Annotated in this window: 23 protein-coding genes, 1 pseudogene and 1 riboswitch; of the genes and pseudogenes, 8 read left to right on the top strand and 16 right to left on the bottom strand. The window is 49.4% G+C overall.

Annotated elements, in window-relative coordinates; genetic code table 11:
* Positions 1 to 13 precede the first annotated feature (13 nt).
* Positions 14 to 1,462 (top strand): H(+)/Cl(-) exchange transporter ClcA, encoded by a 1,449-nt coding sequence (gene clcA / locus DSM2777_RS20935; RefSeq protein WP_061555071.1) that lies wholly within the window; start codon positions 14 to 16, stop codon positions 1,460 to 1,462.
* A gap of 124 nt (positions 1,463 to 1,586) precedes the next feature.
* Positions 1,587 to 1,931, top strand: a complete 345-nt coding sequence (erpA, locus tag DSM2777_RS20930; protein ID WP_025800446.1) for an iron-sulfur cluster insertion protein ErpA — start codon at positions 1,587 to 1,589, stop codon at positions 1,929 to 1,931.
* 63 nt (positions 1,932 to 1,994) lie between these two features.
* Here erpA and yjdN read toward each other — a convergent pair whose 3' ends face one another.
* A complete protein-coding gene (gene yjdN / locus DSM2777_RS20925; RefSeq protein ID WP_061555070.1) occupies positions 1,995 to 2,423 on the bottom strand; it encodes a VOC family metalloprotein YjdN in 429 nt (142 codons plus the stop codon).
* 604 nt (positions 2,424 to 3,027) lie between these two features.
* On the opposite strand from yjdN, the gene DSM2777_RS20920 reads away from it, so the two are divergent.
* Together DSM2777_RS20920 and DSM2777_RS20915 are read left to right on the top strand one after the other, a co-directional pair.
* Positions 3,028 to 4,281, top strand: a complete 1,254-nt coding sequence (locus DSM2777_RS20920; RefSeq protein WP_046458680.1) for a PTS ascorbate transporter subunit IIC — start codon at positions 3,028 to 3,030, stop codon at positions 4,279 to 4,281.
* 63 nt (positions 4,282 to 4,344) lie between these two features.
* Complete coding sequence (locus DSM2777_RS20915; RefSeq protein ID WP_061555069.1) at positions 4,345 to 4,668, top strand: cupin domain-containing protein; 324 nt, start codon at positions 4,345 to 4,347, stop codon at positions 4,666 to 4,668.
* A gap of 71 nt (positions 4,669 to 4,739) precedes the next feature.
* On the opposite strand, the gene DSM2777_RS20910 is transcribed toward DSM2777_RS20915, so the two are convergent.
* The 3 genes from DSM2777_RS20910 to mtnN form a co-directional block, all read right to left on the bottom strand.
* Positions 4,740 to 5,354: a TRIC cation channel family protein gene (locus DSM2777_RS20910; RefSeq protein WP_025800450.1), complete on the bottom strand. Its 615-nt coding sequence runs from the start codon at positions 5,352 to 5,354 to the stop codon at positions 4,740 to 4,742.
* A 213-nt stretch (positions 5,355 to 5,567) separates the two neighbouring features.
* Entirely contained in the window at positions 5,568 to 6,395 is an 828-nt protein-coding gene (gene btuF / locus DSM2777_RS20905; protein ID WP_046458678.1) for a vitamin B12 ABC transporter substrate-binding protein BtuF, read from the bottom strand.
* A 20-nt stretch (positions 6,396 to 6,415) separates the two neighbouring features.
* Positions 6,416 to 7,117, bottom strand: coding sequence for a 5'-methylthioadenosine/S-adenosylhomocysteine nucleosidase (gene mtnN, locus DSM2777_RS20900; RefSeq protein WP_061555068.1), 702 nt, complete (start codon positions 7,115 to 7,117; stop codon positions 6,416 to 6,418).
* A 232-nt stretch (positions 7,118 to 7,349) separates the two neighbouring features.
* Here mtnN and dgt point away from each other — a divergent pair, with 232 nt between their 5' ends.
* Positions 7,350 to 8,858: a dGTPase gene (gene dgt / locus DSM2777_RS20895; protein ID WP_061555067.1), complete on the top strand. Its 1,509-nt coding sequence runs from the start codon at positions 7,350 to 7,352 to the stop codon at positions 8,856 to 8,858.
* Between the two features lie 272 nt (positions 8,859 to 9,130).
* Positions 9,131 to 10,558: a serine endoprotease DegP gene (degP, locus tag DSM2777_RS20890; protein ID WP_025800454.1), complete on the top strand. Its 1,428-nt coding sequence runs from the start codon at positions 9,131 to 9,133 to the stop codon at positions 10,556 to 10,558.
* A 71-nt stretch (positions 10,559 to 10,629) separates the two neighbouring features.
* Here the strand turns inward: degP and emrB are convergent, their stop codons facing one another.
* From emrB to cobD, 12 genes and pseudogenes are all read right to left on the bottom strand, one after another.
* Positions 10,630 to 12,126 carry a multidrug efflux MFS transporter permease subunit EmrB gene (emrB, locus tag DSM2777_RS20885; RefSeq protein WP_226929921.1) on the bottom strand — a complete coding sequence of 499 codons (1,497 nt, stop codon included), beginning with the start codon at positions 12,124 to 12,126 and terminating at the stop codon, positions 10,630 to 10,632.
* 56 nt (positions 12,127 to 12,182) lie between these two features.
* Positions 12,183 to 13,358: a multidrug efflux MFS transporter periplasmic adaptor subunit EmrA gene (gene emrA / locus DSM2777_RS20880; protein WP_046458674.1), complete on the bottom strand. Its 1,176-nt coding sequence runs from the start codon at positions 13,356 to 13,358 to the stop codon at positions 12,183 to 12,185.
* Between the two features lie 24 nt (positions 13,359 to 13,382).
* Positions 13,383 to 14,840: an efflux transporter outer membrane subunit gene (locus DSM2777_RS20875; protein ID WP_061555066.1), complete on the bottom strand. Its 1,458-nt coding sequence runs from the start codon at positions 14,838 to 14,840 to the stop codon at positions 13,383 to 13,385.
* 34 nt (positions 14,841 to 14,874) lie between these two features.
* Positions 14,875 to 15,393, bottom strand: a complete 519-nt coding sequence (gene mprA / locus DSM2777_RS20870) for a transcriptional repressor MprA (protein ID WP_046458672.1) — start codon at positions 15,391 to 15,393, stop codon at positions 14,875 to 14,877.
* 156 nt (positions 15,394 to 15,549) lie between these two features.
* On the bottom strand, positions 15,550 to 15,891 hold the full coding sequence (gene ygaH, locus DSM2777_RS20865) for an L-valine transporter subunit YgaH (RefSeq protein ID WP_046458714.1): 342 nt from the start codon (positions 15,889 to 15,891) through the stop codon (positions 15,550 to 15,552).
* Between the two features lie 22 nt (positions 15,892 to 15,913).
* Positions 15,914 to 16,675, bottom strand: a complete 762-nt coding sequence (locus tag DSM2777_RS20860; protein ID WP_046458671.1) for an AzlC family ABC transporter permease — start codon at positions 16,673 to 16,675, stop codon at positions 15,914 to 15,916.
* 238 nt (positions 16,676 to 16,913) lie between these two features.
* The gene (locus tag DSM2777_RS20855) at positions 16,914 to 17,408 is read right to left on the bottom strand and encodes a DUF1198 family protein (RefSeq protein WP_061555065.1); all 495 of its coding nucleotides are present in this window, start codon (positions 17,406 to 17,408) and stop codon (positions 16,914 to 16,916) included.
* An 89-nt stretch (positions 17,409 to 17,497) separates the two neighbouring features.
* Positions 17,498 to 18,472, bottom strand: a complete 975-nt coding sequence (locus tag DSM2777_RS20850) for a DMT family transporter (RefSeq protein WP_061555064.1) — start codon at positions 18,470 to 18,472, stop codon at positions 17,498 to 17,500.
* Positions 18,473 to 18,570: 98 nt separating this feature from the next.
* Positions 18,571 to 19,392: an AraC family transcriptional regulator gene (locus DSM2777_RS20845; protein ID WP_061555063.1), complete on the bottom strand. Its 822-nt coding sequence runs from the start codon at positions 19,390 to 19,392 to the stop codon at positions 18,571 to 18,573.
* Between the two features lie 126 nt (positions 19,393 to 19,518).
* Positions 19,519 to 20,073, bottom strand: a complete 555-nt coding sequence (locus DSM2777_RS20840) for a Dps family protein (protein WP_025800474.1) — start codon at positions 20,071 to 20,073, stop codon at positions 19,519 to 19,521.
* A gap of 163 nt (positions 20,074 to 20,236) precedes the next feature.
* Positions 20,237 to 21,100: pseudogene (locus DSM2777_RS25205) on the bottom strand (GHMP family kinase ATP-binding protein).
* Positions 21,093 to 22,172: a threonine-phosphate decarboxylase CobD gene (gene cobD, locus DSM2777_RS20830; RefSeq protein WP_061555062.1), complete on the bottom strand. Its 1,080-nt coding sequence runs from the start codon at positions 22,170 to 22,172 to the stop codon at positions 21,093 to 21,095. The pseudogene DSM2777_RS25205 and the gene cobD overlap by 8 nt, the downstream one beginning before the upstream one ends.
* A 127-nt stretch (positions 22,173 to 22,299) precedes the next feature.
* Positions 22,300 to 22,495: riboswitch (cobalamin riboswitch) on the top strand.
* Between the two features lie 150 nt (positions 22,496 to 22,645).
* On the opposite strand from cobD, the gene DSM2777_RS20825 reads away from it, so the two are divergent.
* The gene (locus DSM2777_RS20825; RefSeq protein WP_061555061.1) at positions 22,646 to 24,010 is read left to right on the top strand and encodes a cobyrinate a,c-diamide synthase; all 1,365 of its coding nucleotides are present in this window, start codon (positions 22,646 to 22,648) and stop codon (positions 24,008 to 24,010) included.
* Positions 24,010 to 24,963: an adenosylcobinamide-phosphate synthase CbiB gene (gene cbiB, locus DSM2777_RS20820; RefSeq protein ID WP_061555451.1), complete on the top strand. Its 954-nt coding sequence runs from the start codon at positions 24,010 to 24,012 to the stop codon at positions 24,961 to 24,963. The genes DSM2777_RS20825 and cbiB overlap by 1 nt, the downstream gene beginning before the upstream one ends.
* Positions 24,964 to 24,970: the final 7 nt, after the last annotated feature.

The following is a 24,970-nucleotide window of genomic DNA, read 5'->3' as shown; positions in this document are numbered from 1 at the left end:
TAGTTGACTGATTATGACACAGCAAGAACAACAAACTTCTCTGCCGTCTGCCACGCGTTTGCGTCGTAGCGACGTGATGCTGCAAATTTTACGCCGCGATAAAACTCCAGTGGCCATCTTATTGATGGCAGCGGTGGTCGGGACTCTTGCGGGTCTTATTGGCGTCGCGTTTGAAAAAAGCGTTGATTGGGTGCAGCAGCAGCGATTGGGTGGATTGGCCCATGTCGCTGATTACTGGATTATTGTTTGGCCGATGGCGTTTATTGGCTCCGCGCTGTTAGCGATGTTTGGCTATTATTTGGTGCGTCGTTTCGCTCCAGAGGCTGGCGGCTCCGGTATTCCTGAAATTGAAGGGGCGTTAGAAAATTTACGCCCCGTGCGCTGGTGGCGAGTGATCCCCGTGAAGTTTTTCGGTGGTTTGGGAACGCTTGGTGCAGGCATGGTGCTAGGGCGTGAAGGCCCCACCGTGCAGATGGGGGGAAACCTTGGCCAAATGGTGTTTGACCTGTTTCGTGCTCGTAGCACGGAGGCACGCCATAGCCTTCTGGCAACCGGTGCGGCTGCGGGCTTAACCGCAGCGTTTAATGCACCGCTAGCGGGCATCTTATTTGTCATTGAGGAGATGCGCCCGCAGTTCCGCTATAGCCTGATTTCAATCAAAGCGGTCTTTATTGGCGTTATTATGTCCTGCGTGGTATTCCGTTTTTTCAACGGTGAACGCACTGTGATTGAAGTGGGTAAGCTGGGCAACGTTGGCATCAATACCCTGTGGCTGTATCTGTTGCTCGGTATGGTTTTTGGCGTTGTTGGGGTGATGTTTAACCGTGGTGTGTTCCGTGTTCAGGATATGTTCCAGCGTTTACACGGCGGTGATTGGCGCAAACTGGTGCTAATCGGCGGCGTTTTAGGCGGGCTGTGCGGTGTACTCGGACTGATTCAGCAAGAAGCAGCGGGCGGTGGTTTTAATCTCATCCCAATCGCTGCTGCTGGAAATTACACGATGGGCATGTTGCTGTTTATCTTTATTGCTCGCGTAGTCACCACGCTGCTGTGCTTTGGCTCCGGTGCGCCTGGTGGTATTTTTGCACCGATGCTGGCTTTGGGAACGTTGCTGGGAACGGCATTTGGGATGGCAAGCGCACATCTGTTTCCACAATATGGCATTGAGACAGGCACGTTCGCCATTGCTGGCATGGGCGCGTTATTTGCTGCAACCGTCAGGGCTCCGCTAACGGGTATTGTGCTGGTTTTAGAAATGACCGATAACTATCAGCTCATTTTGCCGATGATCATTACCTGTCTTGGCGCTACACTATTAGCCCAGTTTTTAGGTGGAAAACCGCTGTACTCTTGCATCTTAGAAAGAACGCTCAAGCGTCAGGAGCTGGCTCAAAAGCAGGCTCAGGAGCAAGCAGCCCAGCAAGAAGCGGAAAAGGCATCGTTACCGACGAGCAATACTTGAACGAATTAGTCAGGTATTAGATAATGACCGCATAAATCAACATGGCTTTCTGACGATACCTGCATGTACGTGTCTCCATGTTGTGTAGAAACATTCTGTGAAAAGCAGAGTTTGGGAGTGAGAAATGAGTGAAGATATGGCTCTGCCGTTGCAGTTTACCGAAGCTGCAGCTAATAAAGTTAAAGTACTGATCGCAGACGAAGAAAACCCGGATCTGAAGCTGCGCGTCTATATCACCGGCGGAGGTTGTAGTGGCTTCCAGTATGGCTTTACCTTTGACGATAAGGTAAACGACGGTGATATGACCATTGAGAAGCAAGGCGTGATGCTGGTAGTCGATCCGATGAGCCTGCAATATCTGGTTGGCGGTTCAGTCGATTATACCGAAGGTCTGGAAGGTTCTCGTTTCATCGTAACCAACCCAAATGCGAAATCGACCTGCGGCTGCGGCTCTTCTTTCAGTGTTTAAGCGTTAACCTAGCCAGTAAAAAAGCCCGTGTTGATCGCGGGCTTTTTTGTTTTTAAGAACCCTCTATCCCATCGCTTTTTCTACGTTCACCATCCAGGGAATACCGAATTTATCGGTTAGCATCCCAAATCCTAAAGCCCAAAAGGTTTCCTGAAAAGGCATCGTCACCGTTGCCCCCTCCGATAGCCGTTCAAACCAAATTTTCCCCTGCGTTAAATCATTCGAGTGCAAGCTAACGGCATAGCCGCCGTGCTTTTTCTCTTCCTCACACATGTTGCCATCGCTCAGCATGAGCAAACCGTCTCCGATTTTAAGCGAAGCATGCATAATTTTATCGGCAGGGAACGGTGGCGTGGTTGAGCATTGGGCGTCATCGACCGGCGCTTCACCAAAACGAATTTTGAATAAAACCTCTGCGTCTAGTGCTTGAGCATAGAACGCAATTGCTTCTTCCGCGTTTCCATCGAAAAACAGATAAGTACTTAATTGCATAGATATATTCCTCGGTAGCGTATTGGATTACCGAGTGCTCATGACCTTAACGTTTCGTACCTGAGCGATAAGATCCGCTGTAAGAAAAATTATATGCTGAAAGTAATCCGCAACAGAAAGTTTAGTCGAAGATGGGGCGTACTGCCGCCGCACTATGTTGCCAATGGTCATTGTAAAAAGCTTTTTAAATTGGTTTTATGATTTTTGAAACGCAGGTTTAGTTATCGGCGTCACAAAATCATTGTTCCTTTTTGATAAAATGCCTTCCTACTTGAAACGCCGGTTCATTTTTATAGGGTTAATGGGAAGCAGCATGAGTCGATAAACCTACTTGCTCAGTTGTCTGTTTACGTTTGGTATTAGATATATTAGCCAAATTTATAAATTTTATGCCATGTGAAAATGGTTAGGAGCTATTTAATTAAATAAATTAACGTAGAAAGTATTAAGCGTTCTTTTTACAGATTCAATTAATACGTGTAATAACCCATTTTATTTATACAAAAGAATGCGACTCGTTAAATTAACTATTTAATGAGGGGATGAGTGTTGCTGTTTTTTGCTGGCCGTGACTTTCAAACTTAATATAAAAATAAGGTTTATTATGGACTATTTATTAAAAGTTTTTGGAACACCATCGATCATCATAGCTTTTATTGCTTTCTGTGGGCTTTGCCTGCAAAAGGCAAAGCTGACCACGATTATAAAAGGGACTGTACTCGCTTTTTTAGGCTTTGTGCTGATTAAAACAGGGGGCGGAATACTGGGGGGCGTATTAACCATGTTCAGCGACCTGTTTACCCACGCATTTGGTCTGAGAGGCGTAGTTCCTAGTAACGAAGCGATCATGGCGCTGACTATCGACCGACTAGGTCGTCCCGCGGCAATTATTCTATTTTTCGCTATGATAATTAATATTCTGCTTGCGCGATATACGCGTTTTAAATCTATCTATCTGTCATTGCATCTTATTGTTTTTATGGCTTTTTCAGTGACGGCTGCGCTGGTGGGATTAGGCTATAGCGAGTTATTTTCCATAGTCTTTGGCTCCGTTGTGATTGGCGTTTACATGGCCGTATTCCCAACGATTTTGTCCCGGTTTAGCCGGAAAATCATCGGTCATAATGATTATTGTATCGCTCACGCGGCCTCGAGCTCTTACCTTATTGCTTCTTTCTTAGGTAAATGGTTTGGCAACACTTCGGTTAACGTTGAGCACGTTAATGTCAGCGACAAATTTAGCTTTTTGAAAAACTCAGACGTAGCAACGTTTCTCACTATGTTCTGCCTTCTTGGTGTCTCTTCTCTATTTTCCAGTAATGAGTATTTAGTCAGCATTATGGAGAAGAAACCTTATCTGGTTTGGCTACTGGAAAAATCAGCGGTCTTTGCTGGCGGATTATTTATCGCTAAAAAGGGCGTGGTGCTATTTGCCGAAGAAATTGTTCCTGCGTTTAAAGGTATTTCCCAAACAATTGCTCCCGGTTCAATTCCGGCAGTTGATCCCATGGTTCTTTTTGATAAGTCGCCTAATGCGGTATTGATTGGGTTTTTAGTGAGCTTCTTTGCTGAACTTTGCTGTATCGCTATTTTCCCATCGCTTGGATTGCCGATTATTGTGCCGGGAATTCTAGCCAGTTTTACCTGCGGAGGTACCGCCGCCATATTTGGTAATGCCACCGGTGGTTTAAGAGGCGCAATCATTGCTAGCTTCGTTAACGGCTTATTACTGTGTTTCCTTCCCGCGCTGGTTTTACCGTTATTCAGCTACTTAGGTGCTACAGGTGTGACTTTCGCCGACCCTGATTTCACGATTTTATCCGCTTTCATTAAATATACGTTTGGTCTGGTGCACTAAGAAAACGTTGCTTGAACTACGGCGAATATATTCATGAAAAGCCTATATCTAAAGGAATAAACTATGTTCTTCTTTTACCAAAATATTGCAGTTGAGCCAGCAGGTGAGGGCGTTACCCGCAAGGTTCTTGCTCACGGTGGCACGATGATGATGGTGGAGGTCTGCTTCCAAACTGGAGCGATTGGCCCATTACACAATCATCCCCATGAGCAAAGCACCTATGTGAAATCCGGCGTTTTTGATTTTACGATTGGAGATGAAACCCATCGGGTCTGCGCGGGCGATACGCTCTATAAAAAGCCCAATGTTATGCATGGCTGTGTATGCATTGAGGCGGGAACGCTGGTCGATGTATTTACACCGCAAAGAGAGGACTTTATTTCATAGCGCTTGAAGGTAAATAGATTCAAGAACATAAATGGATAGGAGCGACAGGACGTCGCTCCGAGAAAAATTATTTAGCTGTCTAGAGTAAACGTCGGGAGTTTCAAATGCCAACGAATGGCAGCAAGGCGAATGGCTAATGTCACGAACATGCCTAGCATCATGGCATTTTGCAGATCCATTCCGAAGGTTGCATAAGCGGTAACGTGAACAATACCGCCAATAATACAGGCGGTTGCATAAATTTCAGTGCGTAGGATCATTGGAATTTCGCGAGCGAGAACATCGCGGATCATGCCACCGCCCACGCCAGTAATCACGCCCATACAAACGGCGATCAGCGGGCCAGCGCCACCGGCAAATGCTTTGTTAACACCGATACCCACAAATACGGCTAAACCAACCGCATCTAACACCGGCAGGATCCAACTGGGTAAACGTCGTGGTTGGCGTACCAGTACGATGGTTGCTAGACAGGTCACCATCGCCACAACGAGATCGGTAGGATCTTTGACCCAAAAAACAGGCCCGTGGTCGAGTGCCATATCTCGAATGGTACCGCCGCCAACGGCGGTAACAACGCCTAAAACCAGCACGCCGAACGGGTCCATTCTCAGTTTGCCTGCCAATAAAACGCCTGAGATAGCAAATACCGCGGTGCCTAGAATATCCAGCCAATACACCAGCATGGTTGGTTCCCCTGTCTGTTTCTTTGCAATGTATGACAACTGTGTATAACAACTGTCAAATCAGCGAGTGAGTGATTATATAATTAACTTATTGTTTTAATTGATTATTTTATTTATTACGATGCAATAAGATACATTGAATTTTGAACACTTTCTATGGGGGGATACAGAATTAAACACTTTTCTTCAACGGCTAAAGAAAAGTGTTTTTAGTTATTGTGCTGTTTTAGGCGTGAGGTGATCTAATTGTTCGCACAGGGACTGAGCTGCCAGAATAATGCGCGGGCCACTGCGGTTTAGCCAATCTTCATTGATGGCGATAACGGGAACGTTTAACTGTGGCTGCCAAAACTGTTTCACCGTTTCAACTTGCTCTTGTGAGCCACTGACCACAATAACCTGCGGTTTACGGACGATTACCTGCTCGCGGCTCACCTGAGGCCAAGGCACTGGGCTGTCGGCAAAAATATTAGTGGCGCCGCACAGCGACAGTAAATCGCTCTGAATGGTGGCTTTAGACGTCGTGAAAAGCGGCTGGGTGCCAAACTGCATCAGTACGCGAGTTGTGGTTGGGCGTTGATACTTCTCACGTAGCATTTTCACCTCGTCACGAAAATGGTTTGCTGCATCGTGAGCAACCTGAGGTGTTGGGCTATAAGAGGCTAAGCGATCGAGATCGTCGGCAATCCCATCAATGCTTTTAGGATCGGAATAAAAGATGGGAATATTAAATCCGGCCAACTGATCGAGCACGCGCTGAGGGTTTCCTCCACGCCATGCCAGAATTAAATCGGGCTTCAGGGCGAGAATGCGTTCGAGGTTTATCCCTTGCCATGAGGCCACTTTTTCGAGTTTTTCCGCAGCAGGCGGGTAATTAGAATAAGCGCTGGCGGCAACCATCTTATCGCCCAGTCCTGCGGCATACGCCATTTCGGTGGTATGTGGTGATAGGCTAATGACGCGGTCTGCCGCAGAGAGCGGCAGACACAGCAGCAGCCAAAGAGCGCCCAATAGGCGTGAGACAGGCTGTTTCAGTTTCATTTTTTGGGTCTCATCTTTTCTTAGGCCTGTTTAGCGAATTCCTGCAACATCGCTTCGACCATCAGTGAGGACTGTTGAGCGGCAACCACTAAGAACTCATCAAAGCTCAGGTGCGATTCTTTGTCTGCCACGTCAGAGATAGCGCGCACCACCACAAACGGTGTGTTAAATGCGTGGCAAACGTGGGCAACCGCAGCCGCTTCCATCTCAACCGCAGCAACGTTTGGGAAAGTTGCACGAATGCGAGCCAGCGGCTCAGCGCCGTTAATGAAAACATCGCCGCTGCAAATTAAGCCGCGAACTGCATTCAGATTTAGCGCTGTGATGCAGCGTTCTGCCAGCGCAATCAGGTTGGTGTCTGCGACAAATGCGGCAGGGCAGCCCGCCATTTGGCCCGGCTCATAGCCAAAAGCCGTCACGTCGGCATCGTGATAGCGAACTTCATCAGAAACGACGATATCGCCCACTTTCAGCGTGCTAGCCAAACCACCGGCAGAACCGGTGTTTATCACCACGTCTGGACGGCAATGCTCCAGTAGCAAGGTCGTGCCCATCGCGGCAGAGACTTTACCAATCCCCGATTTGAGCAACGCGATTTCAACACCGCCAAGGGTGCCCGTGTAGATTTCACAGCCTGCGCGCTGCAGAGTTTGACGATTTTCAATGCGATCGCGCAGCACAGCAACTTCTTGCTCCATTGCACCAATGATGCCTACTTTCATGATAATACCTGCAAAATAGTGAGTTAATGCTCGTTAAATATTCAAGCTTAAGCCATTCAAAGACCTGCCCTAGTCTATCATGAGGAGGTAAAAAGTGCTTTTGGCTATGAATCGGCTGCTAATGTAAGGGCTTTGGCCTACAAAGGATGAATTTTCAGTACATTACTGTTAGCGTATTCTTTTAGTGGTTATTTTTTTGTCTGTTGTTTGAAGGCTTAAAAAAGGATGCAGAATGGATATTAATCTAGGTGCTAAATTTTGCTATCAGCGGTTTTATAGCGTGGATAGCCAAGAGCTCGACGACGGATATGAAATAGCACGACGCTTTGAAAGCGATCGTGGGCGTATTATCAATTCAGCCGCCATTCGCCGACTACAGCAGAAAACACAGGTATTTCCTCTAGAACGAAACGCCGCCGTGCGGAGTCGTCTGACACATTCGATGGAAGTGCAGCAGGTTGGGCGACATATTGCCAAAGAAGTCATTCATCATCTGAAAAAAACAGGCCGCATAAGCGACCTCGGCCTAGATCTGTATCTTGATTCTTTTGAGAGCATCGTTGAAATGGCGTGCCTGATGCATGACATCGGCAATCCACCGTTTGGCCATTTTGGGGAATCAGCGATTAACGATTGGTTTAGCCGACGACTCGGTGTAATTGCGGAAGGACAGGATTTTTCAGATGATGAATCACAGTGCCAAGTTGTGGTGTTGCGCCGTAACACGGCTGATGCTGATCTGAATATTTTGCGTGGCAAAGTTAGAATTGATTTATGCAATTTTGAAGGTAATGCACAGGCAATACGGCTTATTCATACCTTACTTAGACTAAATTTAACCTACGCGCAAATTGCCTGTGTTTTTAAATATACCCGTCCAGCCTATTGGACTGGCGAGAAGCCAGAGCAATATAGCTACTTGATGAAGAAGCCGGGTTATTATTGGGCAGAAGAAAATTTTATCCATACCTTACAACGAAAGGTAAACATTCAGGAATATCACCGCTTTCCGCTGACTTATATAATGGAAGCGGCGGATGATATCTCATATTGTGTTGCGGATTTAGAAGATGCGGTAGAAAAGAACATTTTTACCGTAGAACAGCTTTATAACTATCTCCAAGACGAATGGAACAAAGATGGGGAAGGTGAACTCTTCGCCACGATTGTCGGTGACGCGTATAGCCGCATGCAAACAGCGGGTCGCTCAGAAGCGTTCTTTATGTATTTGAGAGTGAATGTCATTAAAGTGCTGGTACCGCATGCCGCCGACCGATTCTGTCATCATCTTGAGTCAATCGTTGAAGGTGCGTTTAATGAGCCGCTTATTGACGATGAAGGGCAAGAAAATCGTCTGCTTGACGTGTTTAAAAATGTAGCGCGCAGCTATGTGTTTAATCATCATGAAGTTGAACAGCTTGAACTGCAGGGATATCGCGTTATCACGGGGTTATTAGATATCTATAGTGATTTGCTTGATATGCCAATGGACGACTTTGCCAAACTCGTTGAAGATAATAAACATAAAAAATTTCCTATTGAAACTCGCCTATTTCATAAGCTTTCAGGAAAGCATCTTGCCGCTTATCGTGAAGCCGTTAAACAGATTAAACATCTGTCTAATGAGCAACGCGAGGTTCGAGAGTATTATTATCGGGCCCGTTTAATCCAAGATTATATCAGCGGTATGACCGATCTTTATGCTTATGATGAATACCGTCGCTTAATGGCTGCGGAATAATAAAGATGATGAATAAAGTCGAGTTTTGTAAAGACGCGCCATAATTTTTTACGCTTCCTTGACTCATGCAAAGGGAACTTCATTGTTTTATTCGACTCTTAATATGCACAAATATCACGGCTTATTTGCCAGTGATTAGATTAAGTGAACAGATTAGTTGGAATACGTTGAAAATGCTCGAATCAGACCTACGTTATAGATAAGAGCATCATGAATGACGTTATGTGTTCCTCAGATTATTTATCGTTGATAATACAAGAGAAAAAAGTTCTATGAAAAAATCCACTTTAGTATTGAGTGCAGTAGCATTGAGTTTGGGAATGGCGTTAAGCCCGATGTCAGCCAGCGCGGCTGAAACGGCGTCGGCTGCGACCAGCCAGCAGCTACCTAGCCTGGCACCCATGCTGGAGAAGGTGATGCCATCCGTGGTGAGCATCAATGTGGAAGGTAGCGCGACGGTGAATAACAACGCGCGTATGCCACAGCAGTTCCAGCAATTCTTTGGTGATAATTCTCCTTTCTGTCAGGAAGGTTCACCGTTTAGCGGTTCACCGATGTGTCAGGGCGGCGGTGCCAACGGCCCATCGAAAGAAAAATTCAAAGCCTTGGGTTCTGGCGTCATTATTGATGCAGCCAAAGGCTACGTGGCGACGAATAACCACGTCGTAGAAAACGCAGACTCCATCCAAGTGCAATTGAGCGATGGACGCAAATATGACGCGAAAGTGATCGGCACCGATCCACGTACCGATATTGCGTTGATCCAGTTGAAAGACGCTAAAAATCTGACGGCGATTAAAATGGCCGACTCTGATGCACTGCGCGTGGGTGATTACACCGTGGCTATTGGTAACCCATATGGTTTAGGTGAAACCGTGACTTCAGGTATCGTTTCTGCGTTAGGACGCAGTGGCCTGAATGTCGAAAACTACGAAAACTTTATCCAGACGGATGCGGCAATTAACCGTGGTAACTCTGGCGGTGCGCTGGTGAATCTGAACGGCGAATTGATCGGGATTAACACCGCAATTCTGGCACCGGACGGCGGCAACATCGGTATCGGTTTCGCGATTCCAAGCAACATGGTGAAAAACCTCACCGGTCAGATGGTCGAATTTGGTCAGGTGAAACGTGGCGAACTGGGGATTATGGGCACCGAGCTGAACTCTGAATTGGCTAAGGCCATGAAGGTAGACGCACAGCGTGGCGCATTCATTAGCCAAGTGTTGCCGAAGTCTTCTGCGGCGAAAGCGGGCATTAAAGCCGGTGACGTGGTGGTTTCTCTGAACGGTAAAGCAATTTCTAGCTTCGCTTCGTTCCGTGCTGAAATCGGGACTATGCCAGTAGGCAGCAAGCTGAAACTGGGCCTGATCCGTGACGGTAAACCAATCACGGTTGACGTGACCTTAGAGCAGAGCCAACAAAGCCAAGTGGCATCAAGCAATGTCTTTGCAGGTATTGAAGGCGCTGAGTTGAGCAACGTGACCACCGGTAACGTTAAAGGCGTTAAGGTTGATAACGTACAGAAAGGTTCAACGGCGGCACGCGTTGGTTTGCAGAAAGGCGACATCATTCTGGGCGTGAACCAGCAGCCAGTCGCTAACTTGGGCGAGCTGCGCAAGATTATGGATTCCAAACCACCGGTTCTGGCACTGAACATCCAACGTGGTGATAACTCACTGTATTTGCTGATGCAGTAATCGTTAAAAAGTATGTAAGAAAAAGCCGCCTAAGGGCGGCTTTTTTATATCTGAAATCGAGCGTTGGCGTTTTAGTGCGCGCCACCACCGCCACCGGCGGTTGAGAACGGTGGACGAGCAAACCAAATCAGTACCAGCAGGGCGAGGAATACGCCCGCAGAAATCCAGAATATCTCGTTAGCCGAAATAATCAGGCCTTGCGCGGTAATCTCGTTCGCCAAGTAGGCTGATGCTTGCTTGCTGCTCATGCCCAGCTTTTCCAATTCACTGTATGTCTGCTGCGCTATTGGATTGTAAGGGTTCACCGATTCCGTCAGCTGTGAATGGTGCAGCGCTTCGCGGCGCGTCCATAGCGTCGTGGTAATCGATGTGCCGATAGAACCCGCCAATGTACGGCAGAAGTTACTCAGGCTCGAAGCCGCCGCTAGACGCTCTGGTGGAAGACCAGAAAGGCTGATGGTGGTCAGTGGCATAAAGAAGCACGCCACGGCGAAGCCCTGAATAAACTGCGGCCACGCGGATGCGCCAAAGTCCATGCCGGGTTCGAAGGTATAAGCACGCCAGTAGAAACATACTGCATACATAATGAAGCTGAACGTCACTAGGCGGCGCATATCCAGTTTCGGCGCAAACTTACCAATGATTGGCGAAAGCAGTACCGGAATCAAACCGACGGGTGCAGATGCCAAACCGGCCCACGTTGCGGTATACCCATAGACCTCTTGCAGTAGCTGAGGCAGCAAAACGATGGCGCCAAAGTAGAGCATATAGGCCAAGCTGATACACAGCACGCCGATGGTAAAGTTTCGCATCTTAAAGAGCGACAGATCGACGACCGGATGGTCATCGGTAAGCTCCCAGACCAGCAAGAAGCACAGCGCTACCACGGCGACAACCGTCAGCACAATGATCTCGGTGGAGTTGAACCAATCGAGCTCTTTACCTTTATCCAGCATGACCTGTAGACAGCCCACACCAAGTGCCAGAAGTACTAGCCCCACCGTATCGATAGGTTTGATCTCAGTTTTGGTTTCACGTCCTTTCAACGTAGACATCGCGACCAGCGCAACGGCAATCCCTAGCGGGACGTTGATAAAGAAGATCCAGCCCCAGTGATAGTTATCACTGATATAACCACCCAAAATCGGTCCGCAAATCGGCGCGACGATCACGGTCATTGACCACATCGCCAACGCCATACTTCGCTTCGCTGGCGGGTAGTTACTGAGCAAGAGACTTTGTGACAGCGGGATAAGCGGGCCTGCGACAATCCCCTGCAAAACGCGGAAGAAGATCAGCATTTCCAGACTGGATGAAATCCCACATAGCCAAGACGCGGCGGCAAACAGGATCGTCGACCACAGGAATAAGCGAACTTCCCCGAAGCGTTTTGCTAGCCAGCCGGTGATCGGGATCGAGATGGCGTTTGCCACCCCGAATGATGTGATCACCCAGGTTCCCTGCGAGTTAGATGCACCCAGATTCCCGGAGATCGTCGGGATCGCCACGTTGGCGATCGTCGAGTCCAGAACCTGCATAAAGGTGGCCATTGCTAGCGCCACCGTCATCCATGCAAGCCGTGCGCCCTCAAGCGGTTTTTGTTGCACGTTAACCTCTGCCGTTTTTAGCTTGCGTTAGCCTGAATGATCTCGGCAATGACCTGATTTACCGGATCCAGATTCAACGTCAGGACATTACTTTCGTATGCAGGCGTTTTGCGTACAGTATTTGCCAGAACTAAACCGTCGGCATTCGCGGTATCCACCGTCACCAGCGTAGACAAGCCGATACGTAGCGGATGCTCTGCAATCTGTTTCGCATCAAGCTCAATACGCACAGGCAAACGCTGAACCACTTTGATCCAGTTGCCGGTTGCGTTCTGAGCTGGCAGGAGTGAGAACGCGCTGCCGGTCCCCATATCTAAACCGACGACTTTACCTTTATAAACCACGTCGTCACCGTACATATCGCTCACGACGGTAGCCGATTGACCAATACGCATACCGGCTAACTGGGTTTCTTTAAAGTTGGCATCGATCCACAGCTGGTTATCCGGCACAACTGCCATCAGCGGGGTGCTCGGCGTGATTTGAGCGCCCACTTGAACACTGCGGCGTGATACATAACCGGTGATAGGGCTACGAATCTGAGTACGCTCCAGTGCCAGCCATGCATCACGAACCTGTGCTGCAGCCTGTTGAATGGCTGGTTGTTTTTCTAACGGCGTATTTAGAATCAATGCCTGATTGGCGTTGTATTGCTGAACGGCGACGTCTAATGCGGCTTTCGCACTTTCAACGGCGTCTTGCGCGTGCTGCAATTCTTCACGGCCAATGGCGTTAACGCTGCCTAATACCTGACGACGTTTATAGTCATCAGTCGCTTTATTGAGCTCGGTTTTACGCAGCTGAATGTTAGCTTGATACTGTTTGCTATTAATAATCAGCTGGTGGGTTTGTCGCACGCTGTTTGCCAGCGCGGTTTTGGCTTTTTCATACGCCTGCTCGGCATCGGTACGATCGAGCGTAACCAAAATATCACCTGCTTTCACCAGATCGGTTCCGTCGAAATAAACCTTGGTTACGCTGCCGGAAACCTGTGCGTTAATCTGCACCTGATTACCAGTGACATACGCATCGTCAGTTTCTTGATGATGACGTAGAACGAGGAACCAATAAGCCAAATAGGCAATGCCAATAACAACAAAAATGACGGTCAAAATCGTGAGCCACGTTTTGCGCTGTCTCTTTTTGTTCGAAGGTTGCTGCTGAGTGGTTTGAGCTGCCACGCTTTCGCTCATGTGTATCTCCGCCTTACTAAAATATTATGCTTTTGAATTCACGGCCGGGGCTTGGTAGCCGCCGCCAAGTGAACGAATAAGTCCAATTTTTGCCTGCAACAGATTATTTTTGGCATTCAATTCTGCCTGTTGCTGTTGTAACAGTTGAGTTTCGCTGTTGAGCATAGGAAGACGTCCTGTCAGCCCGCTTTGGTACTGAGCCTGTGCAACACGGTAAACCTGCCCCGTAGACTGCGAAGCGCCCTGTGCCTGCTGATACATTTGGTTCGCGCTTTGTTGCTGTGTAATCGCATCAGCCGCATCCTGAACTGCACTAAGGATAGTCTGGTTATAAGATTCTACCGCCTGATCGTATAGCGCTGATTCTTCACCTAATTTGCTCTGTAGCGCACCGGCGTGGAAGATGGGCAGCGAAATTGCTGGCGCTAAATTCCATGCTTTACTCGCGGCCTCAAGCAAAGTGGGATTGGTGCCTTTGAAGTTGGCGGTGGTAAAACCGGCAAAACCACTGATGGATACGCTCGGGTAGAAGTCTTTACGCGCCGCCTGAACGCTTTGTTCATACGATTCGACTAACTCACGCTGAGCCGTGATATCTGGGCGTTGACCCAGTAAGTTGATGGTCAACTCAGTGGGTGGCGTGAGCAGATTGCTATCCGGTAAGGTAACGCGCTGGAGATTGGATTTTCCTGCGGCGCTTTTGCCCGTTAATGCGGCAATTTGATGAGACAGCAAATCAATCTGCGTCTGGATTTGTGTCACGAGCTGGCGGTTGATATCAACCTGTGCCTGCGACTGTTGCCACACTTCAATACCGATGACGCCCGCGTTGTATTGCTGCTCATTGATTTCAGCCAATGCTTGATAGGATTGGATCTGCTTATTGAGCAAATCCTGCATCGCATAGTCGCTTTGCAACTGATAATACGCAGACGCAATGGCAGATGTCAGAGATAACGCCGTTTGCTGTTGTTCAGCGTGAGCGGCATTCACCTGAGCTTTTGCGGCATTCACCTGATTGCGATATTTCCCCCACCAGTCAAACTCATAGCTAAAGCTCAAGCCCAAATTATTGGTGGTTTCATACAGCGGCTGTGGATTCGGTACGTTAGGCGCCAGAGGCTGGATCGTGTTCTTGGAGAAACGATCGCGGCGGCTGTTGGCGGTTAAATCCAAATTAGGGCCGTTGGCCGAGTTCGCCATGCCTACCGCGTTCTCGGCTTCACGCACGCGCGCCGCCGCCTGTTTCAGCGTCGGCGCATTTTTCAGGGCGTCGGTCATCAACGCATTAAGCTGCGCGTCGTTGGCTGCCGTCCACCAGTTAATACTCACCGCCTTGGCGGTGTTCGTCGACGTAGATAACTGCAATTGCTGTGAGTTCAGCAGTGAAGACTGCGGTTCAATATTATTAGTTGATGCGCAGCCCGCAAGCAGAAGCATCGTAGCGAGCACAGTCATTTGCCTACGAATAGGGAATTGCATGGTTAATACCTGACGATTGAGATGGCGCGCGCGATTACTGCGTTAGGCCAGATTGTTCCATTTCTTCGATGCGACCCAGCAGCTTGCGCGTTAAGGTTTCGAGCTGTTGTTGCTCGTCCGCACTCAGAGTAGACCATAAGAAATGCAGGCATTTGTGCTGCGGAGGAATAATTTCCCCGAGGAACGCCTCACCGGCTTCGGTAAGGTGTAAATGCAGGCAACGGCGGTCGCTGTCGCTTTCTTTACGTTCGATCCAGCCGCGTTTTTCTAACTCATCGGCAATGCGGGTTGCATTGGTACGTGATGAGCCTAACGCCGCGCTCAGTTCAGATGGCTGAATACTTTTGCTCTCTTGCGCATCCAGCGTGATCAGAGCCATGAACAGTGTTTCGTTAATCCCTTGTTCTTTTAGCATTTTGTTGCGATTTTCCAACAATTTGCTTTGCATGTGCATGCACAAACGCGTCAGTAAAATTTCTTGATAAGGGAAGTCTTTCTGACGGAGCGCGCGTTGCTTCAGCATTTCCTCAATATGAGCTATAGAACTTGACATGGGTGTAACCTCATTAGTTTCGGGCGGTATAGTAACTACAGGGATTAATAATGTAAATAATCTAACACATAAATAATTAGCAGTGATTGTTATTAATTGCTGTTAGAAACATTATCCATAAAAATAGTTTGACTGGTTAATATCACTCAGTCGAAATCAGGTGAACATCATCATCATCTTAAAAACCAGCCCAAAGGTTACTGCGCCGGACAATGTTGACATGATGATGCTTTGCGTGCGGTAGAAGCACAGTGCAAGAGCAAGAAAACCACACAGGGTGGGGATCAGGCGTTCATGCTGTGCCAAGATTTCGGGCGTGCTGGAAACCACCAGCAATGCACAAATTGAAGCGATGCCTATATTGTCTAAGAGAAGGGCGACAATACCCTGCTTAGCCGTATCGCTTTTGCGTGCGCGACCTAGCCGGAGTGGCAGATAACGAAAAAGAAAGTTTGCTCCACCCACCACTAAGCTGATGGTGACCACCGTTGAGTCCATGGCGAGGCTGCTGAAAGAGAAATTACTTATCATCGCAAACCTCTGGGATTGGCTGTGGTTTAGGGCTAAATAATGAGGCAATGCAGCCTGCGGCGATACCGGCCAAAATGGAGGCAGGGATCGAGAAAATAAGCAGCGCGGCTAAAGACGCGGCGATCGATGCAACTACCGTAAAACTCTGCTGACGTTTAAAGGAAGCCAACAGGAAACTTAAAAACAGCGCGGGTAGCATAAAGGTGAGGGACGCTTCAATGGCTGGATAGGCTTTCAGAGGGCCATTGCCGAAAACAGCGCCCACCGCGGTACCAATCACCCAAGATAGCCACGAGCAAAGCGCAATGCCGATCATCCAGTTTTCACTCCACTGGCGATTATCGCGCATGAGCTTGCTGGTGGCGGCCGCAAACACTTCATCCGTTAGGCCAAATGCCCACAGCGCGGTTTTCCCTGGGCTCATTCGAGTAATAATTCGGTGGCGTAGCGATGGGCCATACAAAATATGGCGGATATCCATCGCCATAACGGTGAGTGCTGAAACCCATAACGACATCCCCGCGCTGAGCAATGCGGTGATCACAAATTGGCTGGCACCTGCATAGATGACGCTGGAAAAGAAAATGCTCTCGAGTGGAGAGAACCCGAGTTTTACCGCGGTTAAACCGAAAGCAAAGGCGACGGGAAAGTAACCAATCACGATAGGCAGGCTATCCACGACGCCTTCTTTAAATGTCGATGGCGTGGCAACAGGCTCTGCGGCTTGTTCAACAGAAGTATGAGTTTGCATTTTTGAGTCGTTATTTGATTGGATTAGAGACAGTACAAACGTATGAATCGTTAAGACGATCACATTATCAGACTGTATACATGCATGATAGTCCCGCGGATAATTAAAATAAAAAATAACTATTCGCAGGCTAATTTATGCGCATTGTATATATGTGGTTTAGGATGCATAACGGAAATGGCTACACATCCACATTTTTGATGAGATTAGCGTGAGAGGTTCTGTGGCCGGCAACGAACTAATCTTGCTCTGAAGAGCCATCCATATAGTAGACGTTGCTGTTAGCCGCGCTGCCTTCTGGGGATATTGCCGTGAATCTTGCGTTGTAGCGCAGACGATAAGCCGACATTTCATTAGGGTCTGGCTCAAGCTCACGCAAAAATGTTAGGGCCAAGCGCACGTGTTTATGGGTAATTTCAGTGGGTAGATGGGCTTTGCGCAGAACCGAGCGCCAAAACGTTAAGCTTTCGTCTGATTCATCAACGATAAATGTCTGATAAATAAGCAACACACCGGCAGCATTGCCCATATGTGACTCATTATCTTGCAGCAGGTAGCTGATAAACTCTCCCCCCGCCGTTTTCCCCATCTGACTCAGCATCGATTCAACATACACCGGCTCAATGTTTAACCGCTTCGTCAGAGCCTGAGATGCACGCCGCGCATCCGAGTTCAACACCCGAAAGCCGACAATAAATACCACCACCAGCGTTGCCAGCATTAACCAAATCATGGAGAGCCCTATTAAGAAAAGTGAGTGACATCATAATGGCAAAAAACGCAGCCGCAAAATAATCACTCAGATATAGGATTCTTTAGAAATTATCTCTCACCTGACGTCTGCAACGGAACGATCACCACCGGCGTGGGTTTCACTTTCATGGCGCTCATCACGCCGATCACCAAGCACACCACACCGGCCAGCGTTAGCAGCGGTGGCCATTCGTGTCGCCAGATAAAGGCATAGCTCAGGCCCGCAAGGGTTTCAAAGACGATCAACGGCCCGACTTTAGCGGTTGGCAGGCGTTGGCTGGCTTGATTCCAACATAGCGTTCCTAGCCATGAGCACAGCAAACCGATGGTGAGCATGAGGCCAATAAATACCGCCGGACGTGGGCCAAACGGCATAGGAAAAGCATCGGCAGTGATGGCGGAGTGCCCCCAAACCAGCAAATATCCCACTACCGCTAGCGGTAGCGTTACTAATCCTTGTGCGGTGGCCCATGTAGTCGGGCTTTTATCGGGATGCGTGCGTAGCCAGCTTGCGTTGCGCATCGGATACCACGTCCAGCACACCACGCCGATGAAGGCCAAGATCAAACCGGTGACGTAACGGAACATATCAGCGGGAGCATGCGCGCTCTGTAGCTCCGCCACGTTGACGCATCCCAACCCTATAGCAATTAACAGCAGCGAGGGGGCCAGATGGCGCCACGATAATTTTCCATCCCGATGGCTATATTTCAGGTTCGCGCTTACGGAAATCACCACCGGTAAGGTGCCAATAATCATGGTGCTGACCGGTGCGCCTGTGCGTTGGATCGCGCTGGCTAAGCATAGGTAATAGATGAAATTTCCCACGATGGTGAGCTTCAGAGCTTCAATCCAATCGCTGCGTACCAGCTGACGTAGGCGGTGGCGATCGTGCCACGCCAGCGGCAGCGCAATCAGGCCAAAGGCCAGATAGCGACCGACGGATTGCAAACTGGCAGGGTATTCCGGCACGATGAGCGGCCCAACGAAAATCAGCCCCCACATCAACCCTGCGGTCAGCGCGTACAGCACGCCTATTAACATCTTTCTTAACTCTTCAAAGGGATTATGCAGCAAGTCTAGAAGGTGAAGGGGAAAGCGTCTTGTAGCAGATTGCTGTTTAGGTAAAAACAGCTGAAAAATTAACGTACCTGCTTTTGATAGCGGGCGGGGGTGACGCCGTAAAAGCGGTTAAAAGCACGGGTAAGATGGGCTTGATCGGTAAGACCAACGGCGGCGGCGACCTGAGCGGGCGGTAAGCCTCGGGTCAACAGACTCTTAGCTTCATACAGCCGATAAGCCATCAGCATTTGCTGCGGAGTGACATGGTACTGCGCTTTAAACTGGCGCAAAAAATGATAGGGGCTGAGATCGACCAACTGCGCTAATTCGGGCAACGTCATGCGCTGATCTAAATGGGCGCGGAGATACTCTTTGACCAGCGTAAAGCGCTGTGGAGCATCAAGTTTAAGTGTCTGTGGTGCTTTTGCCCAATGGCGCGTTAATGCCAGCAGTTCGCTCAGCAAGCTGGATTGCGCGAGGGGTTCATCGTTTTGCCACAGGGCGTTTATCAGCGAAGTGGTAGTTCGGGCAAACTGAGGATGATGATTTACCGCGTCGTTAAACCACCAGCCAGATTCGCCGCTCACCTCAGCCAAAATTTCGGGCGTGAGATAAATCATGCGATAGCGCCAGCCACCTTCGGTACCCGATTGGCCGGTATGCAGTTCGTCTGGGTTCATCAATACCAACGAGTCCGCAGGCGCAACGTGATTTACACCGCGATAGCGAAAACGCTCGGCACCATATTCAATCGCGCCAATACCATAGGCCTCATGCGTATGCGGCTCAAATTCATGATGTTCAATATGTGCGCGATACACCTCAACGCCGGGCAAGTGGGTGAAGTGTTTAAACTGGGCGCGATCTCTATCATCAATAAATTGGGCTGGGACGCCGTGCATAACAAGTCTCTGGTCTACAGATGATGGTAATGAGTAGGGGTAAGCAGTAACTATAGCGGAATTAGAGGTGCTGAAAATAAAAAAGCAGACCCAAAGGTCTGCTTTCGCGTTTATCAAAAGGAAAAACTAGTGACCAGAAGTTTGTGATTGGCGGCAAGCTTCAAACAGGAACCACACGCGGCGTTCGGTTTGATCTACCCAGTTTTCAATCAGGCTGGTGGTTGAAACATCATTATGTTCGCTACATACCACATGCGCTGCACGCAGTTCTGCGGCCAGCAGCTTGTTGTCTTCACACAGTTCAGCCAGCATATCCAGCGGCTCAACGTACTCGGCGTTGTTATCTTTAATGCGCTGCATTTTAGAGATTTGACCGATAGAGTGCAGGGTCATGCCACCGACTTTACGCACACGTTCAGCAATTTCATCGGTCATTGCGAATAGCTCTGCGCCTTGTTCGTCCAACAGCAGATGATAGTCACGGAAGTGCGGACCGCTCATGTGCCAGTGGAAGTTTTTAGTTTTTAAATAAAGCGCATAGATATCAGCAAGGATGGCGTTCATTGCACCGCTAATGTCTTTGGTGGCCTCAGCGCCCAAATCACTTGGGGTGGCTAGAGGAGTGAACTGACGTTTTTTTGCGTCACCGACTTTGCTTTTTTCCAGTTTTGGTGTGCTCATCTTTATCATCTCCTAAAGGTCTTGATAGATTCACAAATTGCCGTCTAGTAACTGTTTAGTACCGAGTCAGTATAGATCATCCTCACAAAATTAGAGTTTTATATGTATGACAATTGTTGCTGGTCATGTACGTGAATGTGTACGCTTTTGGCAGCTATGCCGATCATCGCACACCCCCTAAGGTAGTACGTAGCAGCCTAACGTGTGGATAAAAAACAAGAATATTGTTTACGCGCATCGCGTGAATTATTTTTTCTGGGTCATGAAGGTGCGTATCGAGCAATAAACCCACCACGCTGCCGCTGTGCGCGACGTTCAAACCGAATAAATCGTGCTGCTCAACAATTTCTACAATGTCATTAAACGCCGGTTTGGGCAGCAAAGCCTGGCTGGCTTGGGCGCTTAGCGTGGTGGCTGCGCCAACTTTCTGGCGGTTGTTTTCCCGCATTCCTTCAGCCAGTAACTGATGCGCCTGTTTCAGCTGCGGCGCATATTCCTGCAACAGCGCTTGGCGCGGGCGACGATGGTAGTCTTCGGTACGCAAACAATCAGGGCTTTCCAACAACAGCATGTCCCATTCTGGGCATCGCTCGTGCAACGGCGTTTGCGTCAGTGCCTGTTGATGATCGAACAGCGTCGGTGCTTGAAAAATCGTGCTGTCGGTCGGCTCAATGCCAACGCACAGCGACGCTAATTCTTTTTCAGTCAGCTACATACCAAAGTGACGAGCGGTCGCTATCGCACAGGCGGCGATGTCTGCCGTGCTGCTGGCCATCCCTTTGGCTACGGGAATCGATGATTCAAACTCAATGCGTAACCCAGCGTCAAGCGAGGAGGGCAGCGACAAGTGCTGCAATACCGCGCGCAATACTAAGCGCATGCGCGCGCGTTCGCTGGGCAACGGCGTTCCATCGCTCACTTCCACTGTGCTGAACCAATTGACCGGGCAGGAGACGAGCTTTTCGCCGCCTTGGATCCAGCCTTGAATTAACTCACCGCACGAAGCGGGACAGCGAGCTTCAGCCATGATGCAGAATCTGTGTTAGGGCGGCGATCAGACGATCGTTGTCCTGCGGGCTTTTAATCGCCACGCGATAATAATCGGCGTTTAACCCCGGATAGTTGGCGCAGTGTCGGATCAAAATGTGGTGTTTCAATAGTGCCTGCTGCAATGCGAGCTGGCTGTCGGTACAACGTATAAAGATGTAGTTAGCGACAGGACGCCATACTTTTAACTGTGGCAATGCTGCTAACGCGGAAAATACGCGAGGTTGCTCCTGTGCCAGCCAGCGATGGGTTGCTTCAATGTAATGAGTATCCTGCAAGATAATTTCGCCTGCCAGCGCGGCAAACGCATTGATGGTCCAGGGCTCTCGTTGCTGCTTCATTTGCGTCACTAACGTTGCATTTGCGCTAACCAAATAGCCCAACCGTAATCCCGGAATAGCGAAAAATTTGGTTAATGAACGCAGCACATACAGCTGAGGATACTGTGCTAATAAAGGAATAAAACCGGTTTCGGTAGGAACGAAATCCAAAAAGGCTTCATCGAGAATCAAGGCAATATTCAACGCGCGGCAGCGGTCAGCGATAGCTAAAAGCAGATTTTTATCCGGCAGCAATCCGGTGGGATTATTGGGCGTGCATAAAAACAGGCAATCGAGATCGGGCGTCAGCGCATCAAGAATACGGGCATCAGGCTGAAATCCGTCGTCTTCATGCAAAGCATAATCAACGATGTCGCAGTTTATCCGCGTTAGCGCACGGCGATACTCGGCAAAACCGGGCGTTAATAGCAGCGCTTTAGTGGGTTTCAGTTGATTAATTAAAGCAAAGATCAGCTCGGTTTCGCCATTGCCTGCCATCACCCATGGCTCTGGGCAAGCATGGTGCTGAGCCAGCGCCGCGTGCAGTTTTCGATATTCCACGTCGGGGTATTTTTCAGCCACCGATATTTGCTCAATGATGGCGTGTTTGAGCGACTCGGGCATGCCGAGTGGATTGATGTTAGCGCTGAAATCGATGATATCGTGCGGAGAAACGCCCAAAGTAAGCGCGGTTTCTAGCACGTTGCCGCCGTGCTGACTGCTGATGGCCATAGGTATTCTCGCTGGTCCCTAAAAAGTTGAGATATGTTAACTCATTCACACTCCATTCTAGGCTTTTGTTGATCTCACAATGGGTATATCTGTGACGAATGCTTTAAGTTAGTCCCCAGATCATTTATAGAAAAGTATAAATACAGGTTTTTGACGCGCCGTAAGGGCGTCAGGAAGGAGGTGCGTATTGTGAAAATACAATTCCTCCGCAGCCCCCGCTGCTGTGATGCCGACGAGCCCACAAGACGCCACTGATGAATATCGGGAAGGTGTGGGTAAGGATGACGCTAAGCCAGAAGACCAGCCTGTAAAAACCCAATATTGGGATATCAATATCTATTTCAGCTCCTTCGGTGGGAAGTGAGTTGTCATTCTTTCCCTGCATGCAGCGCTTTTGTTGCCGTGCATCGATCTGCTATGACAACGTAAAGCTCGCCCAAAAGGACGGGCTTTTTTGTTTGGCAGGCGGATGAATGAAGGCATTTCTTATTGGTGGAACCGGTAGCGGATGCGGTAAAACGACGCTAACACTTGGGCTGCTCCGAGCGTTAACGCGACGCGGTTTACGAGTACAACCCTACAAAGTAGGCCCCGACTATATCGATACCGGCTGGCACAGCGCCGTTTCTGGCGTTGCGTCGCGTAATCTCGATGCTTTCATGCTGCCCCAGCCCACCTTAAATTGGCTCTATAACCAACATGCTCAAGCCGCCGATGTGGCCGTGATTGAAGGCGTGATGGGGCTATACGACGGCTATGGTACTGACCCCAACTATTGCAGCAGCGCCGGTATGGCCAAGCAGATTGGCTGTCCGGTTATTTTGGTGATCGACGGTAAAGCCGTTTCAACTTCAGCGGCAGCCACCGTGATGGGATTTTGTCATTTTGATCCGGCGGTGCGTATCGCGGGCGTCATTGTAAATCGCGTCAATAGCGAAACCCACTACCAACTGCTGAAACAAGCCATTGAAACCTACACCAAAATTCCCGTACTCGGGCGAATGCCAACTCTACCCAGCGTGAGTTTGCCTGAACGCCATCTCGGTTTGATTACCGCTCATGAACAACAGGGTATGGATGCGTTATGGGACACCTTGGCGGATAGCCTTGAACAGCATATCGATCTCGATCGTTTGTTGGCGTTGAGCGATGTAAAACCCGCGCCGAATGCCTGTGCGCCAGCGTTACCAGCGCCAGAGTCTGGTCGAGGCCTAACCCTTGCGCTCGCCGATGACGAAGCTTTCCACTTTTACTATCCCGATAATTTACAGCTGCTTGAACAGCTCGGTATCAACATCGTGCGCTTCAGCCCATTACGCGATGCGGCGCTGCCTGCATGTCAGATGGTCTATATCGGCGGCGGTTATCCCGAGTTACACGGAGAAACGCTGGCGAAAAACAGCAGCATGCGTCAATCGCTGCGTGATGCGCATCAGCGCGGCGTAGCTATTTATGCCGAGTGCGGCGGCCTGATGTATTTGGGCACGACGTTAAAAGATCAGTCTGGAAACACGCACGCGATGACCGGTATTTTCCCCGGAGAAAGCCGCATGGAAGGGCGTTTAAAGCGTTTTGGTTACTGCCAAGCCACGGCGATGCAGGACACCTTACTGGCAGCAAAAGGGGAAACCCTCCGTGGTCATGAGTTCCACTATTCAGATTTTCATACCGATTTCCCGCCTGTTTTCCAGTTCGAAAAACAGCGCGACGGCGTGACGCAGCAGCGTTGGCAGGGTGGATATCAAATGGGAAATACCCTCGCCAGCTATCTCCATCTTCATTTTTACCAGCACCCAGAAATGCTGAGCCACTGGTTAAAAAGAGGGCGAGCGTTGTGATCAGTTTCTCTGCTTGTCTGGTGGCCTATCTCTTGGATCTGCGTTTGGGCGATCCGCCAACGTGGCCGCATCCGGTGCGCTGGATCGGTAATTTTATCACTTGGGTTCAGAAAGGTATCCGCACGCTTTGCCGCACCGAAGGTGCACTGTACGTCGGCGGGGCGTTTTTATGGCTGATTGTGGTCGGCGTGTGCTGGGGAGCGACCTATGCACTGCTTGAGCTTTTGTCGCAGCTAAACCCATGGCTCAACTGGCTGGCGCAGGTATGGATTATTTACACGCTGCTGGCGGGACGCTGCCTGAGTGATGCGGCGATGGGGGTATACGTCGCTCTGCAAAATGGATCGCTTGAAGAGTGTCGCCGTCAGCTTTCATACATTGTTGGGCGCGATACGTCTGAGCTCGATCGCCCGCAGATTACCCGAGCGGTGGTTGAAACCGTGGCGGAAAACAGCGTGGATGGCGTGATTGCGCCGCTTTTCTTTCTTTTCATCGGCGGCGTGCCGCTGATGGTGGCCTACAAAGCGGTAAATACCCTCGATTCCATGGTTGGCTATCGGACGGAAAAATACCGCGCTATCGGCTGCGTTTCGGCGCGAATGGACGATCTTGCCAATCTCATTCCAGCGCGTTTGAGCTGGCTGCTGCTGAGCGTTGCCGCTCGCATGCTGTGTCTGAACAGCAAACAGGCACTCAAAATTGGCTGGCGCGATCGCTATCTGCATAAAAGCCCCAACTGCGCGTGGTCTGAAGCCACCGTGGCTGGCGCGCTCGGTGTTCGCCTCGGTGGGCCGAATAAATACTTCGGTGAATGGGTGGAGAAACCGTGGATCGGCGACCAAGAGCGCGAGATTAGCATTCAAGATATTCGCCTCAGTATTCGACTCATGATGACGGCTTCCGCGCTGGCGTTGGCACTTTTTGCATTCGCCAGATGGGCCGTGGTGTTTTGACCTGACC

The sequence above is a fragment of the Obesumbacterium proteus genome (assembly GCF_001586165.1).
Taxonomy (GTDB): domain Bacteria; phylum Pseudomonadota; class Gammaproteobacteria; order Enterobacterales; family Enterobacteriaceae; genus Hafnia; species Hafnia protea.
Note: the sequence above shows the minus strand (reverse complement) of the source record. Positions and strands in the feature narration are given on the sequence as shown.

Bases quoted from the DNA above. Each gene is read 5' to 3' on its own strand.
- clcA (WP_061555071.1), top strand. From the start codon at position 14: ATGACACAGCAAGAACAACAAACTTCTCTGCCGTCTGCCACGCGTTTG.
- erpA (WP_025800446.1), top strand. From the start codon at position 1,587: ATGAGTGAAGATATGGCTCTGCCGTTGCAGTTTACCGAAGCTGCAGCT.
- yjdN (WP_061555070.1), bottom strand. From the start codon at position 2,423: ATGCAATTAAGTACTTATCTGTTTTTCGATGGAAACGCGGAAGAAGCA.
- DSM2777_RS20920 (WP_046458680.1), top strand. From the start codon at position 3,028: ATGGACTATTTATTAAAAGTTTTTGGAACACCATCGATCATCATAGCT.
- DSM2777_RS20915 (WP_061555069.1), top strand. From the start codon at position 4,345: ATGTTCTTCTTTTACCAAAATATTGCAGTTGAGCCAGCAGGTGAGGGC.
- DSM2777_RS20910 (WP_025800450.1), bottom strand. From the start codon at position 5,354: ATGCTGGTGTATTGGCTGGATATTCTAGGCACCGCGGTATTTGCTATC.
- btuF (WP_046458678.1), bottom strand. From the start codon at position 6,395: ATGAAACTGAAACAGCCTGTCTCACGCCTATTGGGCGCTCTTTGGCTG.
- mtnN (WP_061555068.1), bottom strand. From the start codon at position 7,117: ATGAAAGTAGGCATCATTGGTGCAATGGAGCAAGAAGTTGCTGTGCTG.
- dgt (WP_061555067.1), top strand. From the start codon at position 7,350: ATGGATATTAATCTAGGTGCTAAATTTTGCTATCAGCGGTTTTATAGC.
- degP (WP_025800454.1), top strand. From the start codon at position 9,131: ATGAAAAAATCCACTTTAGTATTGAGTGCAGTAGCATTGAGTTTGGGA.
- emrB (WP_226929921.1), bottom strand. From the start codon at position 12,126: ATGACGGTGGCGCTAGCAATGGCCACCTTTATGCAGGTTCTGGACTCG.
- emrA (WP_046458674.1), bottom strand. From the start codon at position 13,358: ATGAGCGAAAGCGTGGCAGCTCAAACCACTCAGCAGCAACCTTCGAAC.
- DSM2777_RS20875 (WP_061555066.1), bottom strand. From the start codon at position 14,840: ATGCAATTCCCTATTCGTAGGCAAATGACTGTGCTCGCTACGATGCTT.
- mprA (WP_046458672.1), bottom strand. From the start codon at position 15,393: ATGTCAAGTTCTATAGCTCATATTGAGGAAATGCTGAAGCAACGCGCG.
- ygaH (WP_046458714.1), bottom strand. From the start codon at position 15,891: ATGGACTCAACGGTGGTCACCATCAGCTTAGTGGTGGGTGGAGCAAAC.
- DSM2777_RS20860 (WP_046458671.1), bottom strand. From the start codon at position 16,675: ATGCAAACTCATACTTCTGTTGAACAAGCCGCAGAGCCTGTTGCCACG.
- DSM2777_RS20855 (WP_061555065.1), bottom strand. From the start codon at position 17,408: ATGATTTGGTTAATGCTGGCAACGCTGGTGGTGGTATTTATTGTCGGC.
- DSM2777_RS20850 (WP_061555064.1), bottom strand. From the start codon at position 18,472: ATGTTAATAGGCGTGCTGTACGCGCTGACCGCAGGGTTGATGTGGGGG.
- DSM2777_RS20845 (WP_061555063.1), bottom strand. From the start codon at position 19,392: ATGCACGGCGTCCCAGCCCAATTTATTGATGATAGAGATCGCGCCCAG.
- DSM2777_RS20840 (WP_025800474.1), bottom strand. From the start codon at position 20,073: ATGAGCACACCAAAACTGGAAAAAAGCAAAGTCGGTGACGCAAAAAAA.
- cobD (WP_061555062.1), bottom strand. From the start codon at position 22,172: ATGGCCATCAGCAGTCAGCACGGCGGCAACGTGCTAGAAACCGCGCTT.
- DSM2777_RS20825 (WP_061555061.1), top strand. From the start codon at position 22,646: ATGAAGGCATTTCTTATTGGTGGAACCGGTAGCGGATGCGGTAAAACG.